Source organism: Paenibacillus hemerocallicola (assembly GCF_006265175.1).
GTDB lineage: Bacteria > Bacillota > Bacilli > Paenibacillales > NBRC-103111 > Paenibacillus_AB > Paenibacillus_AB hemerocallicola.
Window position 1 is genome coordinate 1 of record NZ_VDCQ01000053.1, and the last position, 23,586, is coordinate 23,586.

The window sequence follows — 23,586 nt, forward strand, 5'->3', positions numbered from 1 at the left end:
GTCCGGTCGGGTTGGGGCCAGTGGGTTGAGTCCGGTCGGGTGGGTACCGTCGGGTGGGTCCGGTGGGTTTGGTCCGGTCGGTTCGGTCCGGTGGGGTTTGGTCAGGTCGGTTCGGTCCGGTGGGTTGGGGCCGGTGGGTTTGGTCCGGTCGGGTGGGTCCGGTGACTCAGGTGTTCCAGTGCCGGATCGCAAATGGAAAACATGCAGTTATTTCTTTGGCTACAGTACTTTTCATATCCGATAACTGGAAAAGATACAGCTATTTATCCTATTTTCATCTTCTGTCCTTCATAACGATGAAATAGCTGTACTTTTTCCAGGTAAAGTTTGTTTTTGACCTTCCGAGCAACTATTAACTGGAGGTTTTCCATGTATTAATGCGTTCGACTCCCGTTCGCACTCCGGCACGGGCCGTACTTGGGCCAAAGCTCCAGTCACCGCGCCACAGGGCGCGTCTCGTCTCGGCCACGTTCGCCCAGCCTCAGCCATCCCACCGCCTCAGCTCCGTCCATACCACTTCGGCCCCGTCCCCCAGCCTCAGCTCCGTCCATACTCACTTCGGCCCAGTCCCACCGCCTCAGCTCCACCCCACCGCCTCGGCTCCGTCTCCCCGCCGCAGTCCGCCGCACTCGCGTCAGCTCCCTGCCAAGCCGTCAATCGAGGCAGCGGCCCCTTAACATTCCGCGACCCGCTGCCCGATCCGCTCATGGAAATACACGCTGCCCATATGGGCCTTGGCACGCTTCTTCAGCTTCGCCGCCGCGCTCGAGATGTATTCGGCCGTGATCGACGAGCAGCACTCGCATACGATCAGCGACAAGGAAATATTGACCCGGTCCGTCTGCACCCGATTGCCTTCGCGGTCCAGCACCCGGACCGGTTCCGTCGGATCGAGAAAGGCGGTTACGCCCGCATCGAATCTGCGGATCATTTCCTCGCACAGCCGGTTCGGCGATTCCGTCCGCGACAAGACGATGAAATCGTCTCCGCCGATATGGCCGACAAAATCGTCCGGCTCCCCGTATAGGCCGGATGTCTCCCGCAGAAGCTCCGCCGTATACTGGATCAGCTCGTCCCCTTTTTGAAACCCGTACCGGTCGTTGAACCATTTAAAAAAATCGAGATCGGCATAAATGACCGAAAAATCGCGGTTGTCCATAATGCGCCGGTTCAGCTCGCGCTGAATTTGCAGGTTGCCGGGCAGTCCGGTCAACGGGTTGGCGGTGCGTGCATGCTCGATGCGCACCTTTGTGATCGATTCCAGTATCGAACGGACGGAGGCGACTCCGATAAAACGTTCCCCGCTCGTTACGATGACGTAATCGTACAAATTTTTCGTCTCGCGCGCAGTCGACATCTGCGATACTTGATCGAGCGTAAGCTGCTCGTCCACGATCAACGGGCTCGGGTCCATAAGGCGGTATATCGGCCTGTTCCAATAAAGCGGTATGCCGTACTGCCCGGCCAACTGCTGGAACAGCTTCTCCCGCATGACCAGTCCTACCGGTACTCCCGCCGACACGACGACCGCCGCCAGCTCGTTTTCGTTCTCCTTGAAGAAGCCGGCCGCTTCGGAAATGTTCGTTCCCGGCTCGAATATCCGGATCGGCGCCGCAATCGCGCCGATCGTCGGGAAGCCGCCCGACCCGCGGAGCCGGTGCTGGTGACGGATTTGCTCGACGAGCCTTGGCTCGATCGGCTCCATCTTCGATGAGGGACGGGCAAGCAAATACCCTTGGCCGAAATGAATGCCCATCTGCATCAGCTTGTACAGCTCGTCCGTTTGCTCGATTCCTTCGGCGATAATCCGGATGTTCATTTTATCGGCGAAGGCAACGAACGTTTCGAGCATATGTTCCTTGATTTTGTCTTTCTGGATGTTGTGAATGAGCGAGCGGTCCACCTTGATGAAATCCGGGTGCAGCTCCGCGATCGCCTGCAGCGAGGAATAGCCCGCTCCCGCATCGTCGATGGCGATCTGATAGCCTTGGCTGCGGTAGTGCTGCAATATTTTTTTGGCCGTCGAAAAATCTTCGATCGAGCTGCGTTCGGTTATTTCAAATACGACGTTATGCGGCGACAATCCGCGCTCCTCCAGCAGCTTGAGCGTCCGTCCCGGCGTAAAATGCGGATCGTGGATGACATGCGCGGGAATATTGATGAAGACGCGCTGCTCCTTCTGCAAATCGCCGCAGCCCGCGATGGCCTTTTCCCTCGCCAGCCGGTCCAGCGTGTAGAGCAAGCCCTCTCCTTCGGCGAATTTGAACAATTCGAGCGGAGATTGAAAATCGGAGCCTTTCGGTCCGCGGGTTAGCGACTCATAGCCAAAAACGTTTCCATCGGCAAACGACACGATCGGCTGGTATACGGCGTGTATCGCCTGATTCTCGAGAATGGACAGAAATCGCTCCGTCCTCGACACGCTTTCGCCCGAGCGCGGAACCGATGAACGCCTCGCCTCGCGGATCGCCCGTTTGGCGGCATCGTATACGATTTTGCCCGTGTCCGCGTGGTCTGCCGGCATCATATAGGCGCAGCCCATCTGGAAGATCAAGGCGTCCTCGCCGAATGTTGCGGACAGCCGCTGCTCGAGCCGCAGCTTGATCTGCATGCCCACCTCACGGATGTGCAGTCCGGCATCGGGTATGCCGGCTTCCAATCCTATGTACAAGAAAAAATCTTCACCGATCGTTTTATGCAAAAATAAGGAAGGCCACTCCACTCTGTACGCTGCAAAAGCCGACTCGATGTAAGCGATGATCCGTTCGCCGAGGGGCCGGTCCCCCGACTCCTCCGGCTCGGGATATCGGGCGATATCCAGGACGACGAGTCCCGCGATTCCCCTCAGCATCCGGTTTGCGATCAAATCCAGTTCCTGTTTGCTCAAGCCGAGCATGACCATCCCTCACCCGCATACTTGTATGGGGTCGAACCGGAAAGCCCGATATGCCGTTATAAGAAGCGTTTCCGGTTCGACGGCAGTAGCTGTACTGTCAAGCGTTCAAATCGGGGCGTTTGCCTTTGACCAAATAAACGACGCTCTCGCCGATATTCGTCGCGTGATCGGCCATCCGTTCCAAATACCGGCTGACGAAGCAAATGAGCAGCGACTGGTTGACCGTCTTCGGGTTATCGACCATGAACACGAACAGCTCGCGCAAAATTTGGCTGTGCAGATGATCGACATCGTCATCCATTTTTGCCATCCGGTAAGCGAGATCCACGTTCTCGTTTACATACGACTCGATGCTGTCGCGCGTCATCTTTTGTACGATTTCGGCCATGCGGGGAATGTCCACGAGCGGCTTGATGAGCGGCTCCTCGCCTATGCGCAGCGTCACCTTGGCAATGTCCACGGCCAGGTCGGCCATCCGTTCCAAATCGCTCGCCATGCGGAAGGCGATCAGGATCCGGCGCAAATCTTTGGCCACCGGCTGCTGTGTCGCGATCAAACGCGTGCCGATATCGTCGATATGCTCCTCGATCGCATTCACGAGCGCATCCCCGGCGATCACTTCCCGGGCCAGATCGAGATTGCCGTCCTTGAGCGATTGGACGGATTTGACAATCGCCTGCTCCACCTTGCCGCCCATGTCGATCAGTTCCTTGCGCAGCTCGTTCAACGACGAGTCGAAATTTTGACGTTTGGTCATCATAAGTCTATAGTTCCCCCCGATTAACCGAATCTACCGGTAATGTAATCTTCCGTGCGCTGATCCTCCGGATTCGAGAACAGCTTGACCGTATCCGCGAATTCGACCACCTCGCCGTTCAGGAAAAAGGCCGTCTGGTTCGATACGCGCGCGGCTTGCTGCATATTGTGCGTGACGATGACGATCGTGTACTGTTCTTTGAGCTCTTGAATGAGCTCTTCGATCTTAAGCGTTGAAATCGGGTCGAGAGCGGACGTCGGTTCGTCCATCAGCAATATTTGCGGGCCGATCGCGAGCGCGCGGGCAATGCACAGACGCTGCTGCTGGCCGCCGGACAAGCCGTATGCCGATTTCTTCAAATAATCCTTCACTTCTTCCCACAAAGCGGAGGAGCGCAAGCTTTTCTCGACAATGTCGTCAAGCTCGGTTTTTTTCGTTATGCCATGAATGCGCGGCCCGTACGCGACATTGTCGTAGATCGATTTCGGAAACGGATTCGGCTGCTGGAATACCATGCCGACGTTTTTGCGAAGCATCTCGACATTGACGTCGGAATCGTAAATGTTTGTGCCGTTGACGGCGATTTTCCCGTCGATGCGCACCCCCTTGATCATATCGTTCATCCGGTTGAGCGTGCGCAGCAAAGTCGATTTCCCGCAGCCCGAAGGACCGATAAAAGCGGTGATGGACTTTTCCTCTACGGCCATTTGTATGTTTTTCAACGCGTGGAACTCGCTGTAGTGCAGGTTCAGGCGTTCGATGTCGACGATAGGCATATCGGATTCACTCCTATTGTTTCTTCTGGTATTTATTGCGCAAATAAATAGCGAAGGCGTTCATGCTGAGCAGCATGATGAGCAGCACGAGTATGCCTGCGGCCGCGACATTTTGGAACTCGGCCTGCGGCAAGCTGGACCAGTTGAAAATTTGGATCGGCATAACGGTAAACGTATCGAACCACGTTTCCGGCAAATGCGCGATAAACGAGACGGCCCCGATGACGATGAGCGGCGCCGTTTCCCCGATGGCGCGGGAAAGGGACAATATCGCCCCCGTCAAAATGCCGGGAATTGCCGAAGGGAGCACGACCCGCACGATCGTCTGCCAACGGTTGGCGCCAAGCGCGAATGAGGCGTGGCGTTGGTTGATCGGAATGGCCCGGATCGCTTCCTGCGAAGATACGATAATAATCGGCAGCACGAGAAGCGTCATCGTAAGCGCCCCCGAAAGGATGCTTCTGTCAAAGTGGAGCAAGCGGACGAACACGGTAAGACCGAGCAAGCCGTATACGATCGAAGGAACGCCGGCCAGATTGGCGATGTTCGTTTGGATCAACCGGCTGAACCAAGTGTCCTTCGCATACTCCTCCAAATAAATTGCGGTAGAGACGCCAATAATAAAAGTAAGCGGCGCGGTGATCGCCATCAGCCACAGCGTGCCGACGAATGCCGCTTTAATGCCTGCGTTTTCCGGCTTCCGGGACGAGAAATTGGTCAGGAAATCCCAGTCCAGCCACCCGATTCCTTTGGACAAAACTTGTATGAGCAGCATCACGAGCGCGAGAACGCCGATAATCGTCGACACGAAGAACAGGGAATGGAACACTTTGTTCGTCCGCTTGCGCTGCATGATCCGTTTCGTTTCCATCTGCTGGAGCATCAATATTCCTCCCTGAACTTCCTGGAGATATAGCTTGCGAGAATGTTCATGATCAATGTGATGACGAACAGCGTTATGCCTACTGCATAGATGGTCAAATATTCGACCGTGCCGTGCTGCGTATCCCCGGAACTGACCGAAACGATATAAGCGGTCAGCGTCTGGATGCTCTCGAGAGGGTTATAGGACATATGCGCCAAATTGCCCGCGGCCAGCGTAACGATCATCGTCTCCCCTACGGCGCGGGACAGTCCCAGCACGAACGAGGAGACGATGCCCGAGAATGCCGCCGGCACGACGATTTTGATCGCCACCTCGAGCTTCGTCGACCCCAATGCATAAGCGGCCGCGCGAAGGGAGCGGGGCACAGCGACCATCGCGTCCTCGCTGAGCGACGAAATCATCGGGATAATCATGATGCCGACGACGATACCCGCGCTTAACGCGTTGAATACTTCCGTTTGCGGCATCAGCCACTTCAGAATCGGCGTGACGAACGTCAAGGCGAAAAAGCCGTAAACGATGGTCGGGATCCCGGCCAATATTTCAAGCACCGGCTTCAATACCGCGCGAACGCGGTCCGGCGCATATTCGCTCAAGTAAATGGCGCTGCCGAGCCCCAAAGGCAAAGCAACGACGCTGCCGATCAACGTAATCATCATCGTTCCCGTAATAAGCGGCAAGACGCCGAATTCCGGGTCCGCAAACAAAGGGGTCCATTTCGTTCCGGTCAAAAAGTCGAGAAAGGGAATTTCCCGAAAAAATCCGATCGATTCGAAAACGAGTATCGCAACGATTCCGATCGTAGTCAGTATGGAAATGAGAGCAAAAACCGACAAAATCGTAGGCATCAGATTGTCTGAAGAAAACCATGTTTTTTTTCGTTTTAATTGTTTGCTTATACCGGTGGTCAACTCCGTGTCCGCCATATTGCAAGAGCCCCCTGACAGCATTGAATTGAGAAGATGATAAACGTGATGTCCCGGCAAGACGTACTTGCGGGACACCACGATTTATGAAGAGCGATTGTTATTTGACGGCTTCCAGGTTTTTCGTGTATTTGTCTGCGGCAAGCTTAATATATTTTGCTTCCTCTACGAGCTTTTGTCCGTCCGCGCTGTTGTAATATTTAATGAATTCTTTGACTTGCGGTTTTTGCAACGCGCTCTTCAGCGGGTAAATGTAGATTTCGCGGGAAAGCGGCTTGTAAGTCAGCTTCTCGATCGTTTCATGGCTTGGAAGAACGGCCGGCGATGCATCGTCAACTTTGATTCCGACGGCATTCAGCTTCGTTTTGTTTTCTTCATAGTACGAGAATCCGAAGTAACCCATCGCGTTTTTGTCTCCGGATACGCCTTTGACGAGAACATTGTCGTCTTCGGATGCCGTGTAGTCCGTGCGGGATACTTTCGCCACGCCGTTGATCGCTTCCGTGAAATATTCGAACGTGCCCGAAGCGGTTCCCGGTCCGAACAGCTTGATGTCATCGGCAGGCCATCCTTCGCGGACATCGCTCCATTTCTTCACCTTGCTGTCTTTATCCCAAATCTTCTTCAACTCGGCTACGGTCATTTCTTTTGCCCATGTGTTGTCTTTATGGACGACGACGGTAATTCCGTCAAGCGCGATCGGCATCATGACCGTATCGTCGTTTTTCGCCTTCAGGTCGGCTATTTCCTGGTCTTTCATTTTGCGGGAAGAGTTCGCGATATCGATCTCGAGTCCGATCAGCTTCTTGATGCCGTTGCCGCTGCCGGATTCGCCGACCGATACTTTCACGTCCTTATACTTCTTCATAAATTCTTCGGCGACGGCCGACGAGATCGGGAACACCGTGGAAGAACCGTCGATTTTGATTTCCCCGGTAAGCTTCGTTTCTGCCGGTTTGGCGGGAGCCGTGGCGCCCGTACCGCCGCTTGCGCTAGTCTTCGTATCTCCCTCGTTCTTTTGTCCGCATGCGGCGAGCGTGAGCGCCAGTACGGCGGAAGACATCAGGATCGTTCCTTTGCGCATCGTTTGGTTCAACAACTTGACCACTCCTCAACGATTTGTTTGTTGTTTTCGTGTTTGTTTCCGTCACATCCTCATAATAAGGGCCATATGTTTTCGCAATTTTGATGTTTTGTAAACGGAATGTAAAATAATTCGACTTTTGTTACGGGACTTTCGACTCGTTTTTTCGTTTTCACGGCGGTTTGCAACATTTACACTTCGTTAACAGAACTCGGTCCATCCGTTAACGATCGGCTCCTATAGTTGAAGGGGAAAGACAATTTTCGCCAAAACGATACGAATAGGGGAGACAACGATGAAACGTAAACGTTTTGTTAAGGAAGGCAGACGTGGGATGAATTCGGTCACGATGAAGGCGAAGCTGATCGCGAGCTTTGCGGTTATTGTGGCGATGTTCTCCGGTACCGCGTCGTTCCATCTTCATATGCAAAACGAAATCGGCCGGCAAGTGACGATACAGAACGCGGAAACGGAAAAAAGCCGGATGGCGATGCGGCTGAAGCAGGAGGTTCAGGAGCTTGCCGTCATTCATGCGGGATTAGTCGTCACGAAACAAGCCGGCGCGGAGGAGCAGTACGCGGCTGTAAAGAAGCTCTTCATAGAGGACGTAAAGCGGATCGGCGACACCGCCTCAAGCTCGGACGAACGGAAATGGAAGGCAAAGCTGGACAACGTCTCCGGGGAATTTACCGCCACCTTCGACGCCGCGCTCGAAACGCTTAAGGCGAAAACCGCCGCAGGGGATGATCTGAGCCGGCAGCTGGAGCAGCAGTACGCGTTGTCGCAGACGCATAAAGAATTCATTTTCGAGCTGGTCGAACAGTTTAATGTCAAATATACAGAAGGAGCCGAGCACGCCGTCGCGGAATCGGACAGGCTGTTCGCCGAAGCGAAAACAGTCGCGGCAGGCACGATGGCTGCCGCCCTCATCCTCGCCGTCGCGATCGCGATTATGCTGATTCGCTCGTTTCTGACGCCCATTAAGCGCATGCAGCGGGCAATGGGCCTGATCGGGGAAGGCGATCTGAGCCACCGGATCGATTCGCCGGCCCGTGACGAGCTCGGCCTGCTCGGCGCAAGCTTTGATCATATGATGGACAACGTGAGCGGGATGCTCGTACGGTTGCGCGGCGTCGGTACCGATCTGAACGGAAGGTCCGCCGTATTCCGCGGATTTTCCCAGACAACCGCCGCAGCCAATGCGGATATATTGAAGGCGATCGGTGAAATTGCAGCCGGTGCCGACCTGCAAGCCGCCTTTACGGAGAAAAGCGCCCATCTGGTAGCCGGGCTGGGACGCGAGGTGAGCGATATCGCCCGCTCGGCCGACGAGATGAAGCGATTCAGCGAGACGGCGGACGCGCAAGCGAAAAACGGCGCCGACACGGTGGCCGAGCTCAGCCAAGCGGCCGAGCGCGCGGACGACATGCTGCAGAGGGCCGAATCGGCCGTCGACTTGTTCGTGCAGGACGCGGTGAACATAAGCAAGATCGTACATACGATATCGGAAATCGCCAACCAGACGAACGTATTGTCGCTGAACGCCTCCATCGAAGCGGCACGGGCCGGACAGCACGGCAAAGGCTTCCTCGTCATCGCCCATGAGGTGAGACAGCTGTCGGACCAGTCCAAATCGTCGGCCAAGCTGATCGCCGACATGATAGGTTCCTTGCAAAAGCAAATAACCGAAGTGCGCGGTCATATGGAGGCGGCCTCGGAAGCGGCGCGCATGCAAGGTACGAAAGTGCAGGATACGCTGTCGGCGTTCCGGACGATCCAAAGCTCCATCGCCGACCTGCACGGACAAACGGACCTTATTCATATGAAGGTAAAGCGGGCGGAGGCCGGAAACGAAAGCTTGATCGACACCATTCAGCACGTCGCCGCCATTGCGGAGGAAACAGCCGCAGGCGTTCAGGAAGTAAACTCGACGTCGATCGAGCAGAACGAATCCGTGCGGCAAATAGCCGAGCAAGCCGATGCGATGCACGCCCTCGCCGAGAGCCTGTTCTTGGAGATCGGCAAATTCAAGACGCCTGACGACGCCAACTATTTGGAAGCTATCGCAGACGCGTACCCTGAATCGGAAATCGCGATAGAGCAGCAGCCGTCTTTGGACAGTCCCGAGGAGCTCGCAAGGGAAGGAATCGAGCCGGACAAACTCCCGCAGCCATACCAGGACGAAGATAACGGAAATCCGGAGGCGGGGGAAGCGAAAAAGGAAGAAAGGAAGCAGCTCGTTACAGTATGATCCCCGCCGAACCCGAAAAAACCGCTCCGACATTCGCAGTCGGGCGGTTTCTTTTGGGTTCGGCGAAGCTAGGGCTGCAGAGCATATCCGAAATCGGCACCGGACCGGGATCGCCCGGCCCATCCCATACCAGCCATTCAGATTCTGGCTTTGACCGACTTTGCATACTCCGAGGGGGCTGTCCCCGTCCACTTTTTGAAATTTTTAGAAAAGTAATGAACACTGGAATAACCGAGCCGTTCGGCGATTTCGGTATAGCTGCATAAGCCTTCGCGAATCATCGACTTCGCTTTGGCAATTTTCAATTCCCGCACATACTCCATCACGCCGTATCCCGTCGTCCGTTTGAACATCACGCCCAGATGATTGCGACTGAAGGCAAACCGTTGGCAGATGCGTTCCAGCGACAATTCCGACAAATCAGACTGCTCGATAAAGCGGACCATACTTTGGACAATTCCGCTCTCATACCGCTCTTTCTGCACCGACGACAGCTTGCTGTCCGCCTCGCAAACGGCCTGCATGCGCAGCAAACGAATAAACAGCATCTCCAGCTGGTTTTTCAACATTTGTGCGCTGCCGATCCCGGGCCGAAACACGTGACCGTATTTTCTGGTCCGCACCGGCGCAACGGCAACAGGCGTTCCTTCCCGCATCATCTCGCTCAAAATCTTCAGCTCCGCATCGCCAAGCCCCCATACTTTGTTTTTCAAAAGCTCCATCGCAGGCGACCCGCATTGAAAGCGGATGACCAGCACATTCGGCGCGCACTGCTTCTCCGCCGTCACATGCCATGCGCTTCCGGGACGGTGAACGAGCAGCGTGCCCAGTTTGAGCGGGAACGATTGCTCACCGGAAACGAGAAGCGCCTCGCCCTGATCGAGATAGAGCATCTCCCAGCAAGCCGGCGGCAGCTTGCTCTCGAAAACATCGGCAGGCAGTTCGAAATAACGAAATTGCAGCATGCGTACAATATCGAAGACCCTTTCCCTATCCACAATCCGTTCCCTATGTGCGCTAATCAATTTCATTGGTTGTCACGCCCTTCATACCAAATCTCAAAAGGAAATTGACACTACAGAAATCGGTTGCTTTTCCTCATTATACTTACATTTTTATTTGAATTTTAGTTGTAATTTGGTTTCAATTTCCGTACGATGAAAAAAATAAGCCGACAAGGCAGGGACATCCGATGACTCAAAAAAAGAAAATCACGCTGCAAATGATTGCCGACGAATTGCAGCTCTCGCTCCATACGGTCTCCAAGGCGCTGCGCGGCTTGCCCGGCATGTCCGAAGAAACCCGGCATGAAGTCGCGGTTGCCGCGAGAAGGCTCGGCTATCGTACCAAAGCCCAGCTGCATAGCCTGAATGTCGATCATATCCCGCTCTACCCGCTGAACAAGCGGAGATTCAAATTAATCGTTACTTCCGACGCCAGCGCCTCCCGGCTAAACCAGCTGCTGCTCCAGGGCGTGCAGGAAAAGCTCGCGGAACACGGGCATACCGGCGAAATGGTCATGCTACCTCCGGCCTTGAACAGCCAAGCGGCGATCGAGTTATGGGCCGAGCAGCACGACCTCGCGTTTGCGGACGGACTGTTTCTTCTCCCCATGATCCTGCCGCAGGTGGAGCAGATGCTGCTTCACCTGCCGCTCCCCCGCATCTTGTTTAATTTTCCTCCGGCAGACGACCCGGAGGTCGATTGCGTTATATGGGATATCGAGGGGGCTGTTCGCCAGTCCGTCCGGCATTTGCTGGACAACGGACACCGACGCATTGTATACATCGGCAATACAAGCCGATTTCGCGGATTCGGCTTGCGATGGGAAGCATTTTCGGACACGATGCGGGAAGCCGGTCTTCCGGTTTCGCCGGAACAGCACATTACCGCCGGATTCAGCGGCAAAGGAAGCTGGGTGCGCAATGTGCAAAAGCATCTCGCCGACAGTGATGCGACCGCGATTTTGAATGGCGTTCACCAGCACGCCGCCTGGATTTACCATGTTTGCAGCTCGATCGGCAAATCGATTCCCCGCGATCTCTCGCTGGTCAGCATCCAGCATGAAGAAGACGCGTTCGTTCCGCAACTGTCCCGACCGGTTCTGCCCATCTACGAAACAGGCATGCGGGGAGCGGAGCGGATGCTTTGGCGTCTGGCCAATCCGTCGCAGCCCTACGAGCATATTTATTTGCAAGGAACGTTTGTCAACGGCAACACGGTGCGGCAAATTCGAGCCGACCGCTCTGCCCGATCACAAAAAGATCGTGCTAAATGACAAAGCCCGATCGGCAATCGGCTCGTTATAATAGCCCTGTACCGTCTATTCGACAAAAGGGGAGTTGAGCCAAATGAACAAAAGCTTTCTGCTGTTTGCCGGCGTTTTGATCGTGCTGTCGGCTTGTTCCGATCAAAATGAAGGCGCTGCCAATCCGGAAAGCGCTTCGCAGGAAAGGGAGCCGAAGCCGGTAACGCTTCACGTCTTTACCGATGCCAGCGCCAGCATTGATATCGAGCAGGAGCTGGTGAAGAAGAAATTTCCGCATATCACGCTGGAAATCATCAAAAACGGCAAGGACACGCGAATCGAAAATGTCGTCAGCAGCGGACAACAGCTCGACTTGATCAATCATTCGATGGGGTCCATCTGGAAATTGTACGATCTGCAGCTGATGTCCGACCTGACGCCGTTTATTAACGCGCAAAAGTTTGACCTGACGACGTTTCAGCCCGGAGTCGCGGAGGCGATGCGCAGCTACTCGGACAAAGGGGAGATGCTGGCGCTGCCTTACGAGCTTAACGCCAATGTGCTGTTTTACAACAAAACCATTTTCAACAAGTTTGGCGTATCCTTTCCGAAAGACGGCATGACCTGGGAAGAAACCTATGAGCTTGCCAAGCGTCTGACCAAAATGGAAGGCGGCGTGCAGTACAAGGGCTTCCAGTTCCAGCAACAAAATTTGACCTGGAAAAACCAACTCGGTCTGCCGCTCGTGGACCCCGCGACCAAAAAAGCGCTTGTCAACGGCGACGGATGGAAAGCGTTCCTGGAGGGCATGGGCCGCTTCTACCTGATCCCGGGCAACGAATACGACGGGGTTTCGGATACAGAAGGTTTCACCGATAAACAGAATGTGGCGATGCGCGTCGGGCCGAATATTTTGGCGAGAGTGGCCAAGGCGGCGGCCGAAGCCGGCCTCGATTGGGACCTTATATCCGTGCCGGTATTTGACCGCGCGGCCGGCAGCGGATCGCAGCTGATCGCTCCCTTTTACTCGATTCCGGTCGGGGGCAAGCATAAGGAGGAGGCGTTCCGGGTCATGGCCTATTTGCTCTCTCCGGAGGTGCAGCTGCACAAATCGCGCACCGGCCGCATGCCGATCATCAACGATCAAACCGCCATCCGGGCGTTCGCGTCGGAAATCGAAGGAACAGAGCAAAAAAATATAGCGGCCTTTTTCAAAGAAGGCGTCGGCAAGCCGATCCGGGCTACCCCTTATGACGGCATCGCCAAAGACGAGCTGTGGAAAAAAGCGCTCCCGGCCGTATATACCGGTCAAAAAGACGTCAACACCGCTCTGCGCGAGGCGGAGGAATCGATTCATCTCCAAATTTCCAGTCTTGTCCGTTAGACCGCACCCGGAGCGGAGAGCGAAATTGCCGTCGGACAAACGCGGCTTTCGAGTTCTGCCCGCGCCGCAAAGCCCGTACCGCAAAAACAGCCAGCCGGAACATCCCGGCTGGCCGTTTTTGCCTATGGATCGCTGAAGGACTTGCTCTACAATCCCAGCAAACGCTCGTCCATTTCCTTGCCACCAAGTCCTTTCGAGTCCGTTTCTTTCCAGCCGGTCGTGCGCGATTCATGCGTGGGAATCCCTCGCATGTTCTCCGCTTCCGCCAGCGACTCATACCAGATCACATGCTTGGCGGACCATTCCTTGCGCTTGGCGTCGAGCTGCTGCCGCATTTGTACATACTGCTCCTTGGTCGCGCCTTCCGGCCTGCTTTTCTCGTAACCGTAACGCACCACCTCCCGGGTCGCCGCCATATGGCGAAGTCCCTCGCGCAAAAACGCGATCCGCTGCTGCGCCTCCCCATCCTCGGCGCCCGCCGCCTTCACCGCCCGATCGAGGATCGCTTCCGCCTCCGCCATCACCGCGTCCGTCATCAGGTAGGGCAGCATATACCAGGCGCCGTTCAGCGTCGACCGGGGCAGATCATATTGCTGGGCCAGCCGGGCATAATTTCCGTTCGGGTAAATCTGGATGTTGAATCCGGCTTCCTCCGCAAATCGTTCCCAATACGCCAAATAAGTCCGGATGACCGGCGCCGCTTGACCGAACGCGCTCGCATATTCATCCAGCACGTCTTCTACCGACAAGTCCGGACGCGTCGACATCCGGGCAATCAAGTAGTAATTCGGCCCTTGCGTAGCCCAATAGCCGAACAAGGTGTCGAAATCAAAGCCCAGCATATTCCGCTGACGGGCAAACTTGAAAAATTCGCCCTGGGCATGCAAAGGCAGATTCGGCGCGATCGCCCCGGTGTGCCACCAGTTTGGCCGCAAAAACAGCTTCGCTCCGGCACCGGACCAGCCTTCCCATTGATCGTAGTCGGTGTAGAAGCCGACCACCTGAACAATAAAACCGTCCACCCTCAGGCCCGGAGGGGGCGGCGACTTATACGAGCTGTATGCATAAGTGGACAGCGTAACATCCGGTCGAATCATTCTCATTTTGTTCAGCAGCCGATTCCAAAACTTGACGTACCGGGCTGTCAGTTGTCCTTCCGCTCGCCAAATGGACATGACGGACTGATCGGGCGGCTCATCCATCGCCAGGCAGCCGGGACTGACGCAAAATCCGCTGCCGTCATTGGGCGAGACATTCCAGTTGACGGGCATGCCGGCTTCCCGCCATTCCCGTATGATCACATCATCGATATCTTCGTTGCTAATATCCAGCTTGATCCGGTCCTCGCGAACTTGCTGCTGGCCCTCGGGCGGGCTCGCAAAGTAGTCCGGGTGCTCCTGCCCGTATTTGCTCCACCACTTCGTAAACGCATGGCCGAATGCATAGCTTGTGCGGCTGCCCATGCCGTGTATCCGCAGCCAGGTTCTCCCTTCCAGCGGGGCCGATTGCCGCACGCGAAGCAGCCGCAACTCCAGATCCGGCCGTTCGTCCACCTGCAGGTCGGGGAACCCGATCGTTTCCGCCTTGGGAACATACGTGCCCAGCTCGCCCGGCCACAGCCAGCGAACCCCCACGAAGCGATCCAGGAAATAAACGACTCCCCGCAGCAGCGCGTCCTCCGAGCCTCCCCGAAAAACGAGGCGCTTCCCTTCCGTCGCGATCTGATACCGTTCCGGATCCAGATCGGCGATTTCCAGCGAAATGCGCACCACCTGCTCGGACAGACGGCGCAGCGATTCGCTTCCCGGCTCGACGATTGCCATTTGTTCCCCGGTTGCGCGCCAGACACTTTGCCGCAGCTGCCTCACCGGCTCCGTATCGCTGTCATCGGCGGATCCCACCAGCACCGCGTTTAGTTTTCCATCCTGCACCAAATCATGCGTCATGTTGTTCCGGTCTTCCAGTTTCACTATGATTCCTCCCGCTACAAGCAATGCCGCTATTGCGCCTGCCATCCCTATTTTGTTTGCAGCTCGCTTGAGCTTCGCCGCTATTTCGCCGGTTCTCATCTTACGCCGGGGCTACATTTCCGGAACGAGAGCGTCTGCGGAATAATTGCCGACTCCGCCAAATCCGTCATGCGGATGCTCGTTATCCAGCAAGTTTTTGGCAAAATTGCCGTTGGCTCTGGCGATGCACGGCTGATTCAAAAAAACGCCCTTCATCTTGTTAACCGCTCCGTCCGAGGAAAGCTGAATATTATCATTGAACACGACAACCGCGTGCTCATCCTTTACATAGAGCCGCACGGAGGCGCCGCCGGCGGTCCCGACCGTTTCGGCATCGACATTGTCCTGAAACAAATTATCCGTCATATAAATCGCGGCAACGTTGTTAGGCGATGGCGTCGTTGTGGGGTACCCGGCCGAGATGCCATAGGTGCCGTTGCGCACAAACCGGTTGGATTGAATTTGAATGCCGTTGGTCTTCGTCAGCAAAGTCAGTCCGATGAGTTGGTTGTCGCAGAACAAATTGCCGCTGATCCGTTCTACGTTCTCGCCCACAACACGCATGCCGGTGGAGTTGTTGCGAATCGTATTGTTCAGAACCCGCACATCGGTATTGTAAGGCGCATCGCTATTGTTATTGAAATTCAATCCGGTCGTATGGCCGGAAATCGTATTGCCTTCGACGACAGCCCGTTCCGTGCCGCTGCCTCCGAACGTGACGCCATATGTCCCCGCGTTGTCTTTCACTGTATTGTTGAGCAAAACAACGTTTTTGCTCGTCCCGTACCGGGTTTTGTTCGGTTCGACATCGATTCCCGCTCTCGGGGCCGTCCCCTGGATTTGTCCCGCATGAGTAGCGATACAATTCGATATGGTGACCCCGTCTGCGGCGACAACCGATATATTGTTCCGACGGCAATAAGTGATCGTGCAAAAGTCGATCAGAACGTTTTCGTTTACTTGTACGGAGGAAGGCGTTCCCGGAATGTTGATGCCCCCCAGATAAATGCCGTCCGTCATCCCTTCCGTGACGGTGCATTGAAAGACGTGAACATTCGCGCAGCCTAACAGACTGATGGCGGAATGAAAGCTTTCCGCTCCGGCATGGGCCGTCCGGCCGGACAAATTGCCGTGAACGATCAGCCCTTCGATTCGAATGCGTCTGCAATTTCTCAAGAGAAAATTGCTGAATCGCATGTTCGTATTTTGAATGTCGGGTACGCCGGCCTTAAATTTGACGGTTGCTCCAAAGCCGCTGATCGTGATATTGTGCCTATTCTCCACAACGAGCCCGGATGTTTCCAAAGCATAAAAAGCGGAGGTAGGCGGAAAAAACAGCGTGCCTCCTTCCGAAGGGATCGCATCGATTGCAGCCTGAATCGCCGGTGCATCGTCGGTGCCGCCATCCCCGACGGCTCCGAACCATTGCACATTCACGATACGGTTGCTCACGATCCGCTTGAATCTCGCTCCGCCGGACGATACGATAATCGTTCCCATATTGTCCGGGGATGCGGTGTCGGCGGGATCATAATAGAAGTGCCCTTCCCGCATGTAATCGCTCACAAAATAAATCGCATCCGGTTCCGCTACGGTCAGCGCCCGAAGCTCGGCAAGGCTTGATCTGCGGACAATCCGGTCACCCAGCAAATCCAAGATCGGTTCCGGACCCATCCCCCCGTATACCGAGGCTGTCACACCGGACGAACTGTCTGCGGAAGCCGTAAGCCCCCGTGCCACGCCGGCTACCGCAAGCGAAACTCCGGTCAAACCGAAAGCGGTCAGCATTTTTCTGCGACTCCATGACGCGGCTTGCTTGTCTGCGTGCACGGCCGACTCCGCTCCGCCGCTCGCATCCGATGCATGCTTAAGAAAATCGGACATCTTGCTTCATTCCTCCCCTCTATTGTCGGCGACTGCTCGACGCCTACTGCCATTATAGAGGGAGACCCTATGGTCAGGCTTTGTCCTTCTGCCAGATGTTTTTGCTATTTCGGAAAGCCGAATTTCACATGCGATGAAGCCATACGGAAAACCACCGGCCTGAAATCGACTGGTGGTTAGCGTGAGCGGTGGCTGCGTGAGCGGTGGCTGCGTGAGCGGTGGCTAGCGTGAGCGGCAGCTGCTTACCCGCATGCGCTCACGTGCCGCTAAATGTCCGGCAGCGGCTATTCGACGGCGCCGGACGGCCTCACTCAGGAGGCGAGGCATGAGGGCAGAAACACGCGGATTTCCGTACCGAGACCGGGCTCGCTCGTTACGTTGACGCGCCCGCCATGATTTTCGACAATGTTCAAGCTGACCATCATGCCCAGCCCCGTTCCTTTTTCCTTCGTCGTATAGAACGGCTGGCCGAGCATCCGGATTTTATCCTCCGAAATCCCCACGCCTTCATCGCGAACGACGATTACGATGTCGGACCGGTCTGCTTTGGCTTCGATCGTAATCGTGCCGCCCGTGGGCATCGCTTCGATCGAATTTTTCACCATATTGATAAAAACCTGCTTGAGCTGGTTCGGATCGCAGCTTACTTGCAGGGAAGGCCCTTCGTAGCTTCGGACGATTTGTACGTCATGCATGATCGCTTCCGATTCGAGCAAGGTAACGACATGGTCGAGAATAACGGGGACATAGGTCGGCTGATATTCCACCGCCTGCGGCTTCGAGAGCATGAGCAGCTCGCCCGTAATGAGCTCGATGCGTCCGATTTCGGCCAATATGATATCGTAGTAGCTTACGGGCATCCGTTCTTTCATAAGCTGGATAAAGCCCTTGATCGCGGTAAGCGGGTTTCGGATTTCATGGGCGATGCCGGCTGCCAGCTCCCCGGCCATAGTCAGCTTCTCGGATCTCCGGATCATCTCCCTCGCCTGCTTCAGCTCCGTGATGTCGCGGAAAGTGACTACGGCTGCCGCCGTCTCCGAGCCCGCCGACACGATCGGATTAACCGTATATTCCACGGGAAAACTGCTCCCGTCCTTTCTCCAGAACAATTCATCCGGCATATGAACCTGCTTCCGTTCCTTCATCGCGGTAAAAATCGCGCAATGCTCCGGCTTGCTGGTCGTTCCGTCGGAATGCGTATGATGGATCAGATCGTGCGCTTCCAGACCGATCAGATCGGCCGAAGAGTAGCCGGTCATCTCCTCTGCCGCTTTGTTCCAGAACACGGTCTTTCTATCCGCGCCCAAACCGTATACCCCTTCCACCATCGTGTTCAGGATGAGCTCGTGACGCTCGGTCAGCTGCCGCAACTGTTCCTTCATCATTTTGTCCAATGTAATATTTTTCACAATGATGCAGACGCCTTGCAAAACGCCGTCAGCGAGCATCGGAATCGACGATACGCTGACATCGTTTCGGCTGCCCGTTTTGCTTATAATGCCGATTTCCATCGAGTGCCCTTGACCTGCCAACGATTTGTCCAAGCTTTCTTGGGCTGACGCCAAATCCTCGGGGCAAACGAATTCGAGCAAGTTCCGGCCGACGATTTCCTCGGCTTCATATCCGGCGACCTCCAGCGCTCTGCGATTGGAGCGAAGCACCTTTCCCTGGTTGTCCGCGACGATGACAAGCTCGGGGCTTTGCTCGAACAACGAGCTGTACTTCAGCTCGGCCGCCCGCAGCCGCCGGTTGACGAGCAGCGACATAGCGCTGATCCCGGACAGGAACAGCGCTGCGATGCCGACCGTGCTGGCAACGAACATATCCGAAACGGCAACGATAGGCGTATTGTCAATCGGTTGATCATAGCGGAATGTTGTACCGTTCATGGCCATATAATGGACTCCCACGGCTCCCAGTCCCATGATAAGCGAGCAAAGCGCTTTCCACCCATGGCTGTTCCCCCTGAACCGGTATGCCAGCCGGAAGGAAACGTAAGAGGCCGTTACGGCCAGTGCCCATGAGACAAAAATCCACACGGAATCGTACGTCAAATCCGCTTGCAAATGGATGGCATGCACGCCTACAAAGTGCATGGCGCATACGCCTGTCCCCGCAACGAGGCTTCCCGCCGCAAGCCGTCCTTTGCTTGAGCTCGGAGAAGTATCGGATAAAATGCTGAAGGCGGCCAAAAACGCGAAAAACGGCACGGCCGCGGACAACAGAAAAACGTAGAAATGGTGGTTCGCGGAGAGCGGCGTCCGATACGCCATCATGGCGAAAAATTGGGCCGCCCATAAGCCGATTCCGGTCGTAAACGCCGAATAAAACAGACGTAGACGGTCTTTGTGGACACTCATCTCTCCGATCAGCGTAATTACCGTGTAAGAAGCCGCGAATGCGATCACATAAGACAGAACCATAAGCCAACCGTCATGAATTTGAGCAATCATTAGCATGCGAACGCGCTCCTTCGGACCGTCGAGTTCAGAGTAGCGCTTTCATTGTATCAGGAGATCCGAAGGAACATGCTCGAATATTGTCGAAGCCGTCAGAAATCTTCCCCATTTACTTCTCCCGCCACGCGTTGCCTCGCTGCATGTCGGATGTCAGACAAGCGTCTTGACGCCGCTTACTGCCGTTCAAACGTTCGTTTGTAGTACGCGTTCCAGTTCGGCTGCGAGCCGTCGACATCCGTGAAGCCGTACTCCTCCGCCAAGTCCCCCGACATAAGTGCCTTTCCCGCCTTGGCCGCAACATTCGGGTCGCTTGCCAAAGCGGCTACGGCTTTGCCGATATAATAAGGCGTCTCCGACTGCGCGAAGTGCACGTCCTTGGCTACCGCATCCCGCCAATTCGTTTCGGATACGCCGAAATGATCGAGTACCGCCTCGGAGCGAAGAAACCCCGGAGTGAGCGCCAGAGCCGTCACGCCGTGCGGCTTCAAGTCGGCCGCCATCCCCTCCGCCAAATGGATCGTCGACACTTTGGCCAAGCTGTAATAAAGCGTGCCCCTGTACCGGTAATCGGTGCCGTCCGTCACTTCGATCACGAGACCTTGTCGGCGGGCGACCATCATCGGGACGCCGTAATGGCTCGTGATGATATGGGAATGCACGGCGCGCCGCTGCATGAGCAGCCCGTTGTCCAACGAATGCTCCCAGAACGGCGTCTCCCACTGGGTCAACGAATCCCCGCCCCATACGTCATTGACGAGAATGTCCAGCCTTCCGTCCTGCTCTCGGCCGATGCGCCCGAACAGCGCCTTCACGTCCTCTTCCACCGTATGGTCGGTTCGGACCGCTATTCCGATGCCGCCTCTAGCATTCACCAGCGCGGCGGTTTCGTCGATCGTCTCGCTTCTTCCGTCCGTCGCGGGATTGCCCTTGACGCTGCGTCCCGTTACGTATACGGTCGCGCCGGCTTCTCCCAGCATGACGGCTATGCCTCTGCCTCCCCCGCGCGTCGCTCCGGTCACTACGGCTACTTTTCCCGCAAGCGGTTTGTTGCTGCTCATTTTTCGACTCACTCCTTGTATTCGATTCATGTTCACCTTCTTTACTCTTTTAGTATACCCGCCACTGACGACACCTTTTGTCATATTGAAAGCTCATGCTTTCTCGATCAGCGCCGCCCTTCTAGCTTGCAGCGAGACGAGCTCGCCTTCCGCCGCGCTTACTTCGCGACGCAGCCCGGAAACGATTCGCTCCATATTTTGCCGAACGCCCCGGACTTGTTCGAGCGATCGCTCGATCCGACCTTGCACGATCCAGTCCGTAATGAGCCCGTCGAAGAAGTAGTCCGCGAACTCCAACGACCCGCCGATCTCGATATGAATATCCGAACGGCGGTCGAGGTCGGCCAATTCCTTCTCGAACAGCCTCAGTTTGCGCTGCGCTTCCTGCACGACGGCGCGGGCGTCATCGATATGGCCGTGCTTGATATACGTGCTGATCGTGCCGCCGCCGATCATATCCCATGTCCCCCAGCCTTCCGCCTTGTCCAAGCTCGCTTCCGCCTCCCGCAGCAGCGCCAGCGCCTTTCCGCCCGCATCGACGGCTTCGCGCAGCTCGCCCAGCTTCATGCCGCATTCGAGAGCCGCATCGTCAAGCTCGTCGATGAGCCGGGCCGATTCCGTCGAATGGGCCAGCAGCTTCGCCTCCTTCTCGCGCAGCAGCGCCTCGTACTCGTCCTCGGCGAATCGCACGTCGGCCAGCGCCGTCCCCGCCTCGCTCCGCTCGAGCTCAAGCGTTGCAAGCTGTTCCCGCGCTTCCTGCAGCTTCAAAGCGGCGTGCAGCGCCTGCTGGCGCTCCAGCTCCAGCTGTTCGTCCTTGCTTCGCAAAATCGTGTGGAACAAATTCGTCATCGTCAGATTGGTCAACTGCTCCACGTCGCGGTTTTCCCGTTCCAGCCGAAGTTCCAGCGCGGGCAACGTTTTTTGCAGCTCCCGGATTCGCGCCTGCACTTCATTCAGCCTCCGTTCCCATTTCAGCTTGTGCTGCCGTTTCTCATTCGCCTCGGCCAATCTCCGGTTCAACGTTTCCCACATCGCGATCCCTCCGATCCGTTATGTTACATACTACGAGACTGACTTCCGGTATGTTTCATCCCGCCCGTGGATAAGCTAATGCTCGAAAAGGAAAGGAGGAAAACGATGGACAAGCGGGAGGAAGCCGTACAACGTGACGTCGGCGAGGATTTGTCCGCGCACGAACGCCTCGGCATGAGAATAAACGACAAAAACGACGACCCGACCGATATGGAACGGGACGGCCGCATCGATATCGCCCCGGATAGCGCGCCGTTCTGAGCGCGAACGGGAAAAGCCCCGCCTCTTTCGCGAGAAGCGGGGCTTGTTTTGCTAAGCTGCCGTATCGCTCTATCTCTTGACGAACCGGTCGAGCGCATCCTGCTTCAGCCGGATTACCTCGTCTATGCCCATTTTACGGATTGTCGCCACGAACTTGTCGAAGTTGTCGATCGGCTCCACGCCCATAATAAACTTGTTGACCATTTCATCGAAATAGGCGTTTACGTCGTTCATGATCGAGGTCTGCTTCGAGCTTTGTCCGGAATTCATCGTAAAAGGCGGCAGCAGCTTCGAATGATCCGCCTTCGTCCAGACGGCGACCGCATGCTTCTGCTCCGGCATCGGCATATATTGCTCGGCGAACCGCTTATCGTATACGAAAGGCCCCGCGAAAGTGCCGTGCGAATACCGCGTTATGGCCAAGCCCATGCTCAGGTTGTCCGGATGATTCGTGATCCGGTCGGTCAGCTTCGGATACCCGTTTTCCAGCCTGTAGCTGACATTCTCGATGCCGAAATTGAACAGCAGCCGGCCTGCCTCGCTATACGCGTAATCCAGCCACCTGACGATTTTCTCCGGCTGCTCCGCCGTCGCGGAGATCGCGGCTCCCCGGCCGTTAAACGAACTTTCCTTATGACCGATCGACCGGCCGCCCGGTTCAAGTGACGGATACGGAGCGGCCACCAGCTTGAAGCCCGGGTCGGTCTTCGACATGATGGACGTGTACGTCCCGATTCCGTAGCCGGTATTCATCGCCATCGAACCTACGAGACCTTCCGTCATCTTCGCATCCTTCAGCTTCTGGTCGAGCGTGGCATAGTCTTTGTCGATCAAGCCTTCCTTGTACCACCGGTTCATCATCGCGAGAAAGTCTTTGAACCTCGGATCGATCGGACCGTATTTCACTGTGCCGGCATCCTGATAGAACACCGAAGTAATTCCATACGCGCCTACAAAAGCGTGTCCGAAATTCATCACCCTGACGTCGAACAGAAGCGGGATTTCGTCCTTCCTGCCGTTGCCGTTCGGATCGTTGTCGCGAAAGGCGGTCAATACGCTCTCCCATTCCTGCAGCGTAGCCGGCACTTGCAGGCCGAGCTTGTCGAGCCAATCCTGCCTGAGCGCCGGACCGTTGTAGACGAGCGCATCGGGGACGTCGGCGAAATAAGGGAACATATACAGATTGCCTTCGTCGGTCGTCGCCAGCTTCTTGAACTCGGGGTTTTCTCTCAGCACCTTCGACAGGTTGGGGGCGTGCTTCTCGATCAGCTCGTTCAGGCGGATGATCCGCTTTTCCTTGATCGCATTATCCGGTCCTTTCGGAACGCTGGCCCATACATATTCGATGACGTCCGGCAAGTTCCCGGAAGCGATCATCAAGTTGAACTGATCCTTTTCCTGCCCGATGGCCGGATGCCGGAAGTCGACCTTCGCACCGGTTATACGCTCCATCTCCTTGTAAGCCGCTATTTCGTTGAAGCTTTTCATCGTAGCCGCCACGCCTGCGGTCATCGGAACCCAATACGTCAAAGCTTCGGGATAGTTCGTATGCTTGGCGGGAGCCGTTTCCGCGGTTCCCTTCCCGCCCGTGGACGATTCGCTGCAGCCCCCTATCGCTCCGGCCGCCAGGGCGGATGCCAGCAGCAAAGGGACGAACGGTTTCCTCTTCATGGCG

General features: G+C 55.9%; 17 protein-coding genes. 4 read left to right on the plus strand and 13 right to left on the minus strand.

Annotation, left to right across the window (positions count from 1 at the left end; translation table 11 throughout):
- Positions 1-673 precede the first annotated feature (673 nt).
- From FE784_RS28730 to FE784_RS28755, 6 genes are all read right to left on the minus strand, one after another.
- On the minus strand, positions 674-2,887 hold the full coding sequence (locus FE784_RS28730; RefSeq protein ID WP_176706594.1) for a GGDEF domain-containing protein: 2,214 nt from the start codon (positions 2,885-2,887) through the stop codon (positions 674-676).
- A 106-nt stretch (positions 2,888-2,993) separates the two neighbouring features.
- Positions 2,994-3,653 (minus strand): phosphate signaling complex protein PhoU, encoded by a 660-nt coding sequence (gene phoU, locus FE784_RS28735; RefSeq protein WP_139605756.1) that lies wholly within the window; start codon positions 3,651-3,653, stop codon positions 2,994-2,996.
- Between the two features lie 23 nt (positions 3,654-3,676).
- On the minus strand, positions 3,677-4,429 hold the full coding sequence (gene pstB, locus FE784_RS28740; protein ID WP_139605701.1) for a phosphate ABC transporter ATP-binding protein PstB: 753 nt from the start codon (positions 4,427-4,429) through the stop codon (positions 3,677-3,679).
- Between the two features lie 13 nt (positions 4,430-4,442).
- Positions 4,443-5,312: a phosphate ABC transporter permease PstA gene (pstA, locus tag FE784_RS28745; RefSeq protein ID WP_139605702.1), complete on the minus strand. Its 870-nt coding sequence runs from the start codon at positions 5,310-5,312 to the stop codon at positions 4,443-4,445.
- Positions 5,312-6,241: a phosphate ABC transporter permease subunit PstC gene (gene pstC / locus FE784_RS28750; RefSeq protein ID WP_139605703.1), complete on the minus strand. Its 930-nt coding sequence runs from the start codon at positions 6,239-6,241 to the stop codon at positions 5,312-5,314. Before pstC ends, pstA begins: the two co-directional genes overlap by 1 nt.
- Positions 6,242-6,341: 100 nt before the next feature.
- On the minus strand, positions 6,342-7,340 hold the full coding sequence (locus FE784_RS28755) for a PstS family phosphate ABC transporter substrate-binding protein (RefSeq protein ID WP_246132236.1): 999 nt from the start codon (positions 7,338-7,340) through the stop codon (positions 6,342-6,344).
- Positions 7,341-7,620: 280 nt separating this feature from the next.
- Between FE784_RS28755 and FE784_RS28760 the strand changes: the two genes are divergently transcribed.
- On the plus strand, positions 7,621-9,576 hold the full coding sequence (locus tag FE784_RS28760) for a methyl-accepting chemotaxis protein (RefSeq protein ID WP_139605705.1): 1,956 nt from the start codon (positions 7,621-7,623) through the stop codon (positions 9,574-9,576).
- 137 nt (positions 9,577-9,713) lie between these two features.
- Here FE784_RS28760 and FE784_RS28765 read toward each other — a convergent pair whose 3' ends face one another.
- A complete protein-coding gene (locus FE784_RS28765) occupies positions 9,714-10,607 on the minus strand; it encodes a helix-turn-helix transcriptional regulator (protein ID WP_139605706.1) in 894 nt (297 codons plus the stop codon).
- A gap of 161 nt (positions 10,608-10,768) precedes the next feature.
- On the opposite strand from FE784_RS28765, the gene FE784_RS28770 reads away from it, so the two are divergent.
- Entirely contained in the window at positions 10,769-11,854 is a 1,086-nt protein-coding gene (locus tag FE784_RS28770) for a LacI family DNA-binding transcriptional regulator (RefSeq protein ID WP_139605707.1), read from the plus strand.
- Between the two features lie 73 nt (positions 11,855-11,927).
- Positions 11,928-13,208, plus strand: a complete 1,281-nt coding sequence (locus FE784_RS28775; protein WP_139605708.1) for an ABC transporter substrate-binding protein — start codon at positions 11,928-11,930, stop codon at positions 13,206-13,208.
- A gap of 146 nt (positions 13,209-13,354) precedes the next feature.
- Here FE784_RS28775 and FE784_RS28780 read toward each other — a convergent pair whose 3' ends face one another.
- The 5 genes from FE784_RS28780 to FE784_RS28800 all read right to left on the minus strand — a co-directional run bounded on the left by FE784_RS28780 (position 13,355) and on the right by FE784_RS28800 (position 21,650).
- Positions 13,355-15,178 carry a DUF4838 domain-containing protein gene (locus tag FE784_RS28780; RefSeq protein ID WP_176706595.1) on the minus strand — a complete coding sequence of 608 codons (1,824 nt, stop codon included), beginning with the start codon at positions 15,176-15,178 and terminating at the stop codon, positions 13,355-13,357.
- 111 nt (positions 15,179-15,289) lie between these two features.
- A complete protein-coding gene (locus FE784_RS28785) occupies positions 15,290-17,101 on the minus strand; it encodes a right-handed parallel beta-helix repeat-containing protein (RefSeq protein WP_139605710.1) in 1,812 nt (603 codons plus the stop codon).
- A 311-nt stretch (positions 17,102-17,412) separates the two neighbouring features.
- Positions 17,413-19,560: a PAS domain S-box protein gene (locus FE784_RS28790; RefSeq protein WP_139605711.1), complete on the minus strand. Its 2,148-nt coding sequence runs from the start codon at positions 19,558-19,560 to the stop codon at positions 17,413-17,415.
- Between the two features lie 173 nt (positions 19,561-19,733).
- A complete protein-coding gene (locus tag FE784_RS28795; RefSeq protein ID WP_139605712.1) occupies positions 19,734-20,618 on the minus strand; it encodes an SDR family oxidoreductase in 885 nt (294 codons plus the stop codon).
- A gap of 93 nt (positions 20,619-20,711) precedes the next feature.
- Positions 20,712-21,650: a hypothetical protein gene (locus tag FE784_RS28800; RefSeq protein WP_139605713.1), complete on the minus strand. Its 939-nt coding sequence runs from the start codon at positions 21,648-21,650 to the stop codon at positions 20,712-20,714.
- A gap of 105 nt (positions 21,651-21,755) precedes the next feature.
- Here FE784_RS28800 and FE784_RS41195 point away from each other — a divergent pair, with 105 nt between their 5' ends.
- A complete protein-coding gene (locus FE784_RS41195; RefSeq protein WP_176706596.1) occupies positions 21,756-21,911 on the plus strand; it encodes a hypothetical protein in 156 nt (51 codons plus the stop codon).
- A 69-nt stretch (positions 21,912-21,980) separates the two neighbouring features.
- Here FE784_RS41195 and FE784_RS28805 read toward each other — a convergent pair whose 3' ends face one another.
- Positions 21,981-23,582 (minus strand): extracellular solute-binding protein, encoded by a 1,602-nt coding sequence (locus tag FE784_RS28805; protein ID WP_139605714.1) that lies wholly within the window; start codon positions 23,580-23,582, stop codon positions 21,981-21,983.
- Between the last annotated feature and the right edge of the window lie 4 nt (positions 23,583-23,586).

Excerpts from the sequence above, each read along its gene's own strand:
- phoU (WP_139605756.1), bottom strand. The coding sequence starts at position 3,653 with ATGACCAAACGTCAAAATTTCGACTCGTCGTTGAACGAGCTGCGCAAG.
- pstB (WP_139605701.1), bottom strand. The coding sequence starts at position 4,429 with ATGCCTATCGTCGACATCGAACGCCTGAACCTGCACTACAGCGAGTTC.
- pstA (WP_139605702.1), bottom strand. The coding sequence starts at position 5,312 with ATGCTCCAGCAGATGGAAACGAAACGGATCATGCAGCGCAAGCGGACG.
- pstC (WP_139605703.1), bottom strand. The coding sequence starts at position 6,241 with ATGGCGGACACGGAGTTGACCACCGGTATAAGCAAACAATTAAAACGA.
- FE784_RS28760 (WP_139605705.1), top strand. The coding sequence starts at position 7,621 with ATGAAACGTAAACGTTTTGTTAAGGAAGGCAGACGTGGGATGAATTCG.
- FE784_RS28765 (WP_139605706.1), bottom strand. The coding sequence starts at position 10,607 with ATGAAATTGATTAGCGCACATAGGGAACGGATTGTGGATAGGGAAAGG.
- FE784_RS28770 (WP_139605707.1), top strand. The coding sequence starts at position 10,769 with ATGACTCAAAAAAAGAAAATCACGCTGCAAATGATTGCCGACGAATTG.
- FE784_RS28775 (WP_139605708.1), top strand. The coding sequence starts at position 11,928 with ATGAACAAAAGCTTTCTGCTGTTTGCCGGCGTTTTGATCGTGCTGTCG.
- FE784_RS28785 (WP_139605710.1), bottom strand. The coding sequence starts at position 17,101 with ATGTCCGATTTTCTTAAGCATGCATCGGATGCGAGCGGCGGAGCGGAG.
- FE784_RS28790 (WP_139605711.1), bottom strand. The coding sequence starts at position 19,560 with ATGCTAATGATTGCTCAAATTCATGACGGTTGGCTTATGGTTCTGTCT.
- FE784_RS28795 (WP_139605712.1), bottom strand. The coding sequence starts at position 20,618 with ATGAGCAGCAACAAACCGCTTGCGGGAAAAGTAGCCGTAGTGACCGGA.
- FE784_RS28800 (WP_139605713.1), bottom strand. The coding sequence starts at position 21,650 with ATGTGGGAAACGTTGAACCGGAGATTGGCCGAGGCGAATGAGAAACGG.
- FE784_RS41195 (WP_176706596.1), top strand. The coding sequence starts at position 21,756 with ATGGACAAGCGGGAGGAAGCCGTACAACGTGACGTCGGCGAGGATTTG.
- FE784_RS28805 (WP_139605714.1), bottom strand. The coding sequence starts at position 23,582 with ATGAAGAGGAAACCGTTCGTCCCTTTGCTGCTGGCATCCGCCCTGGCG.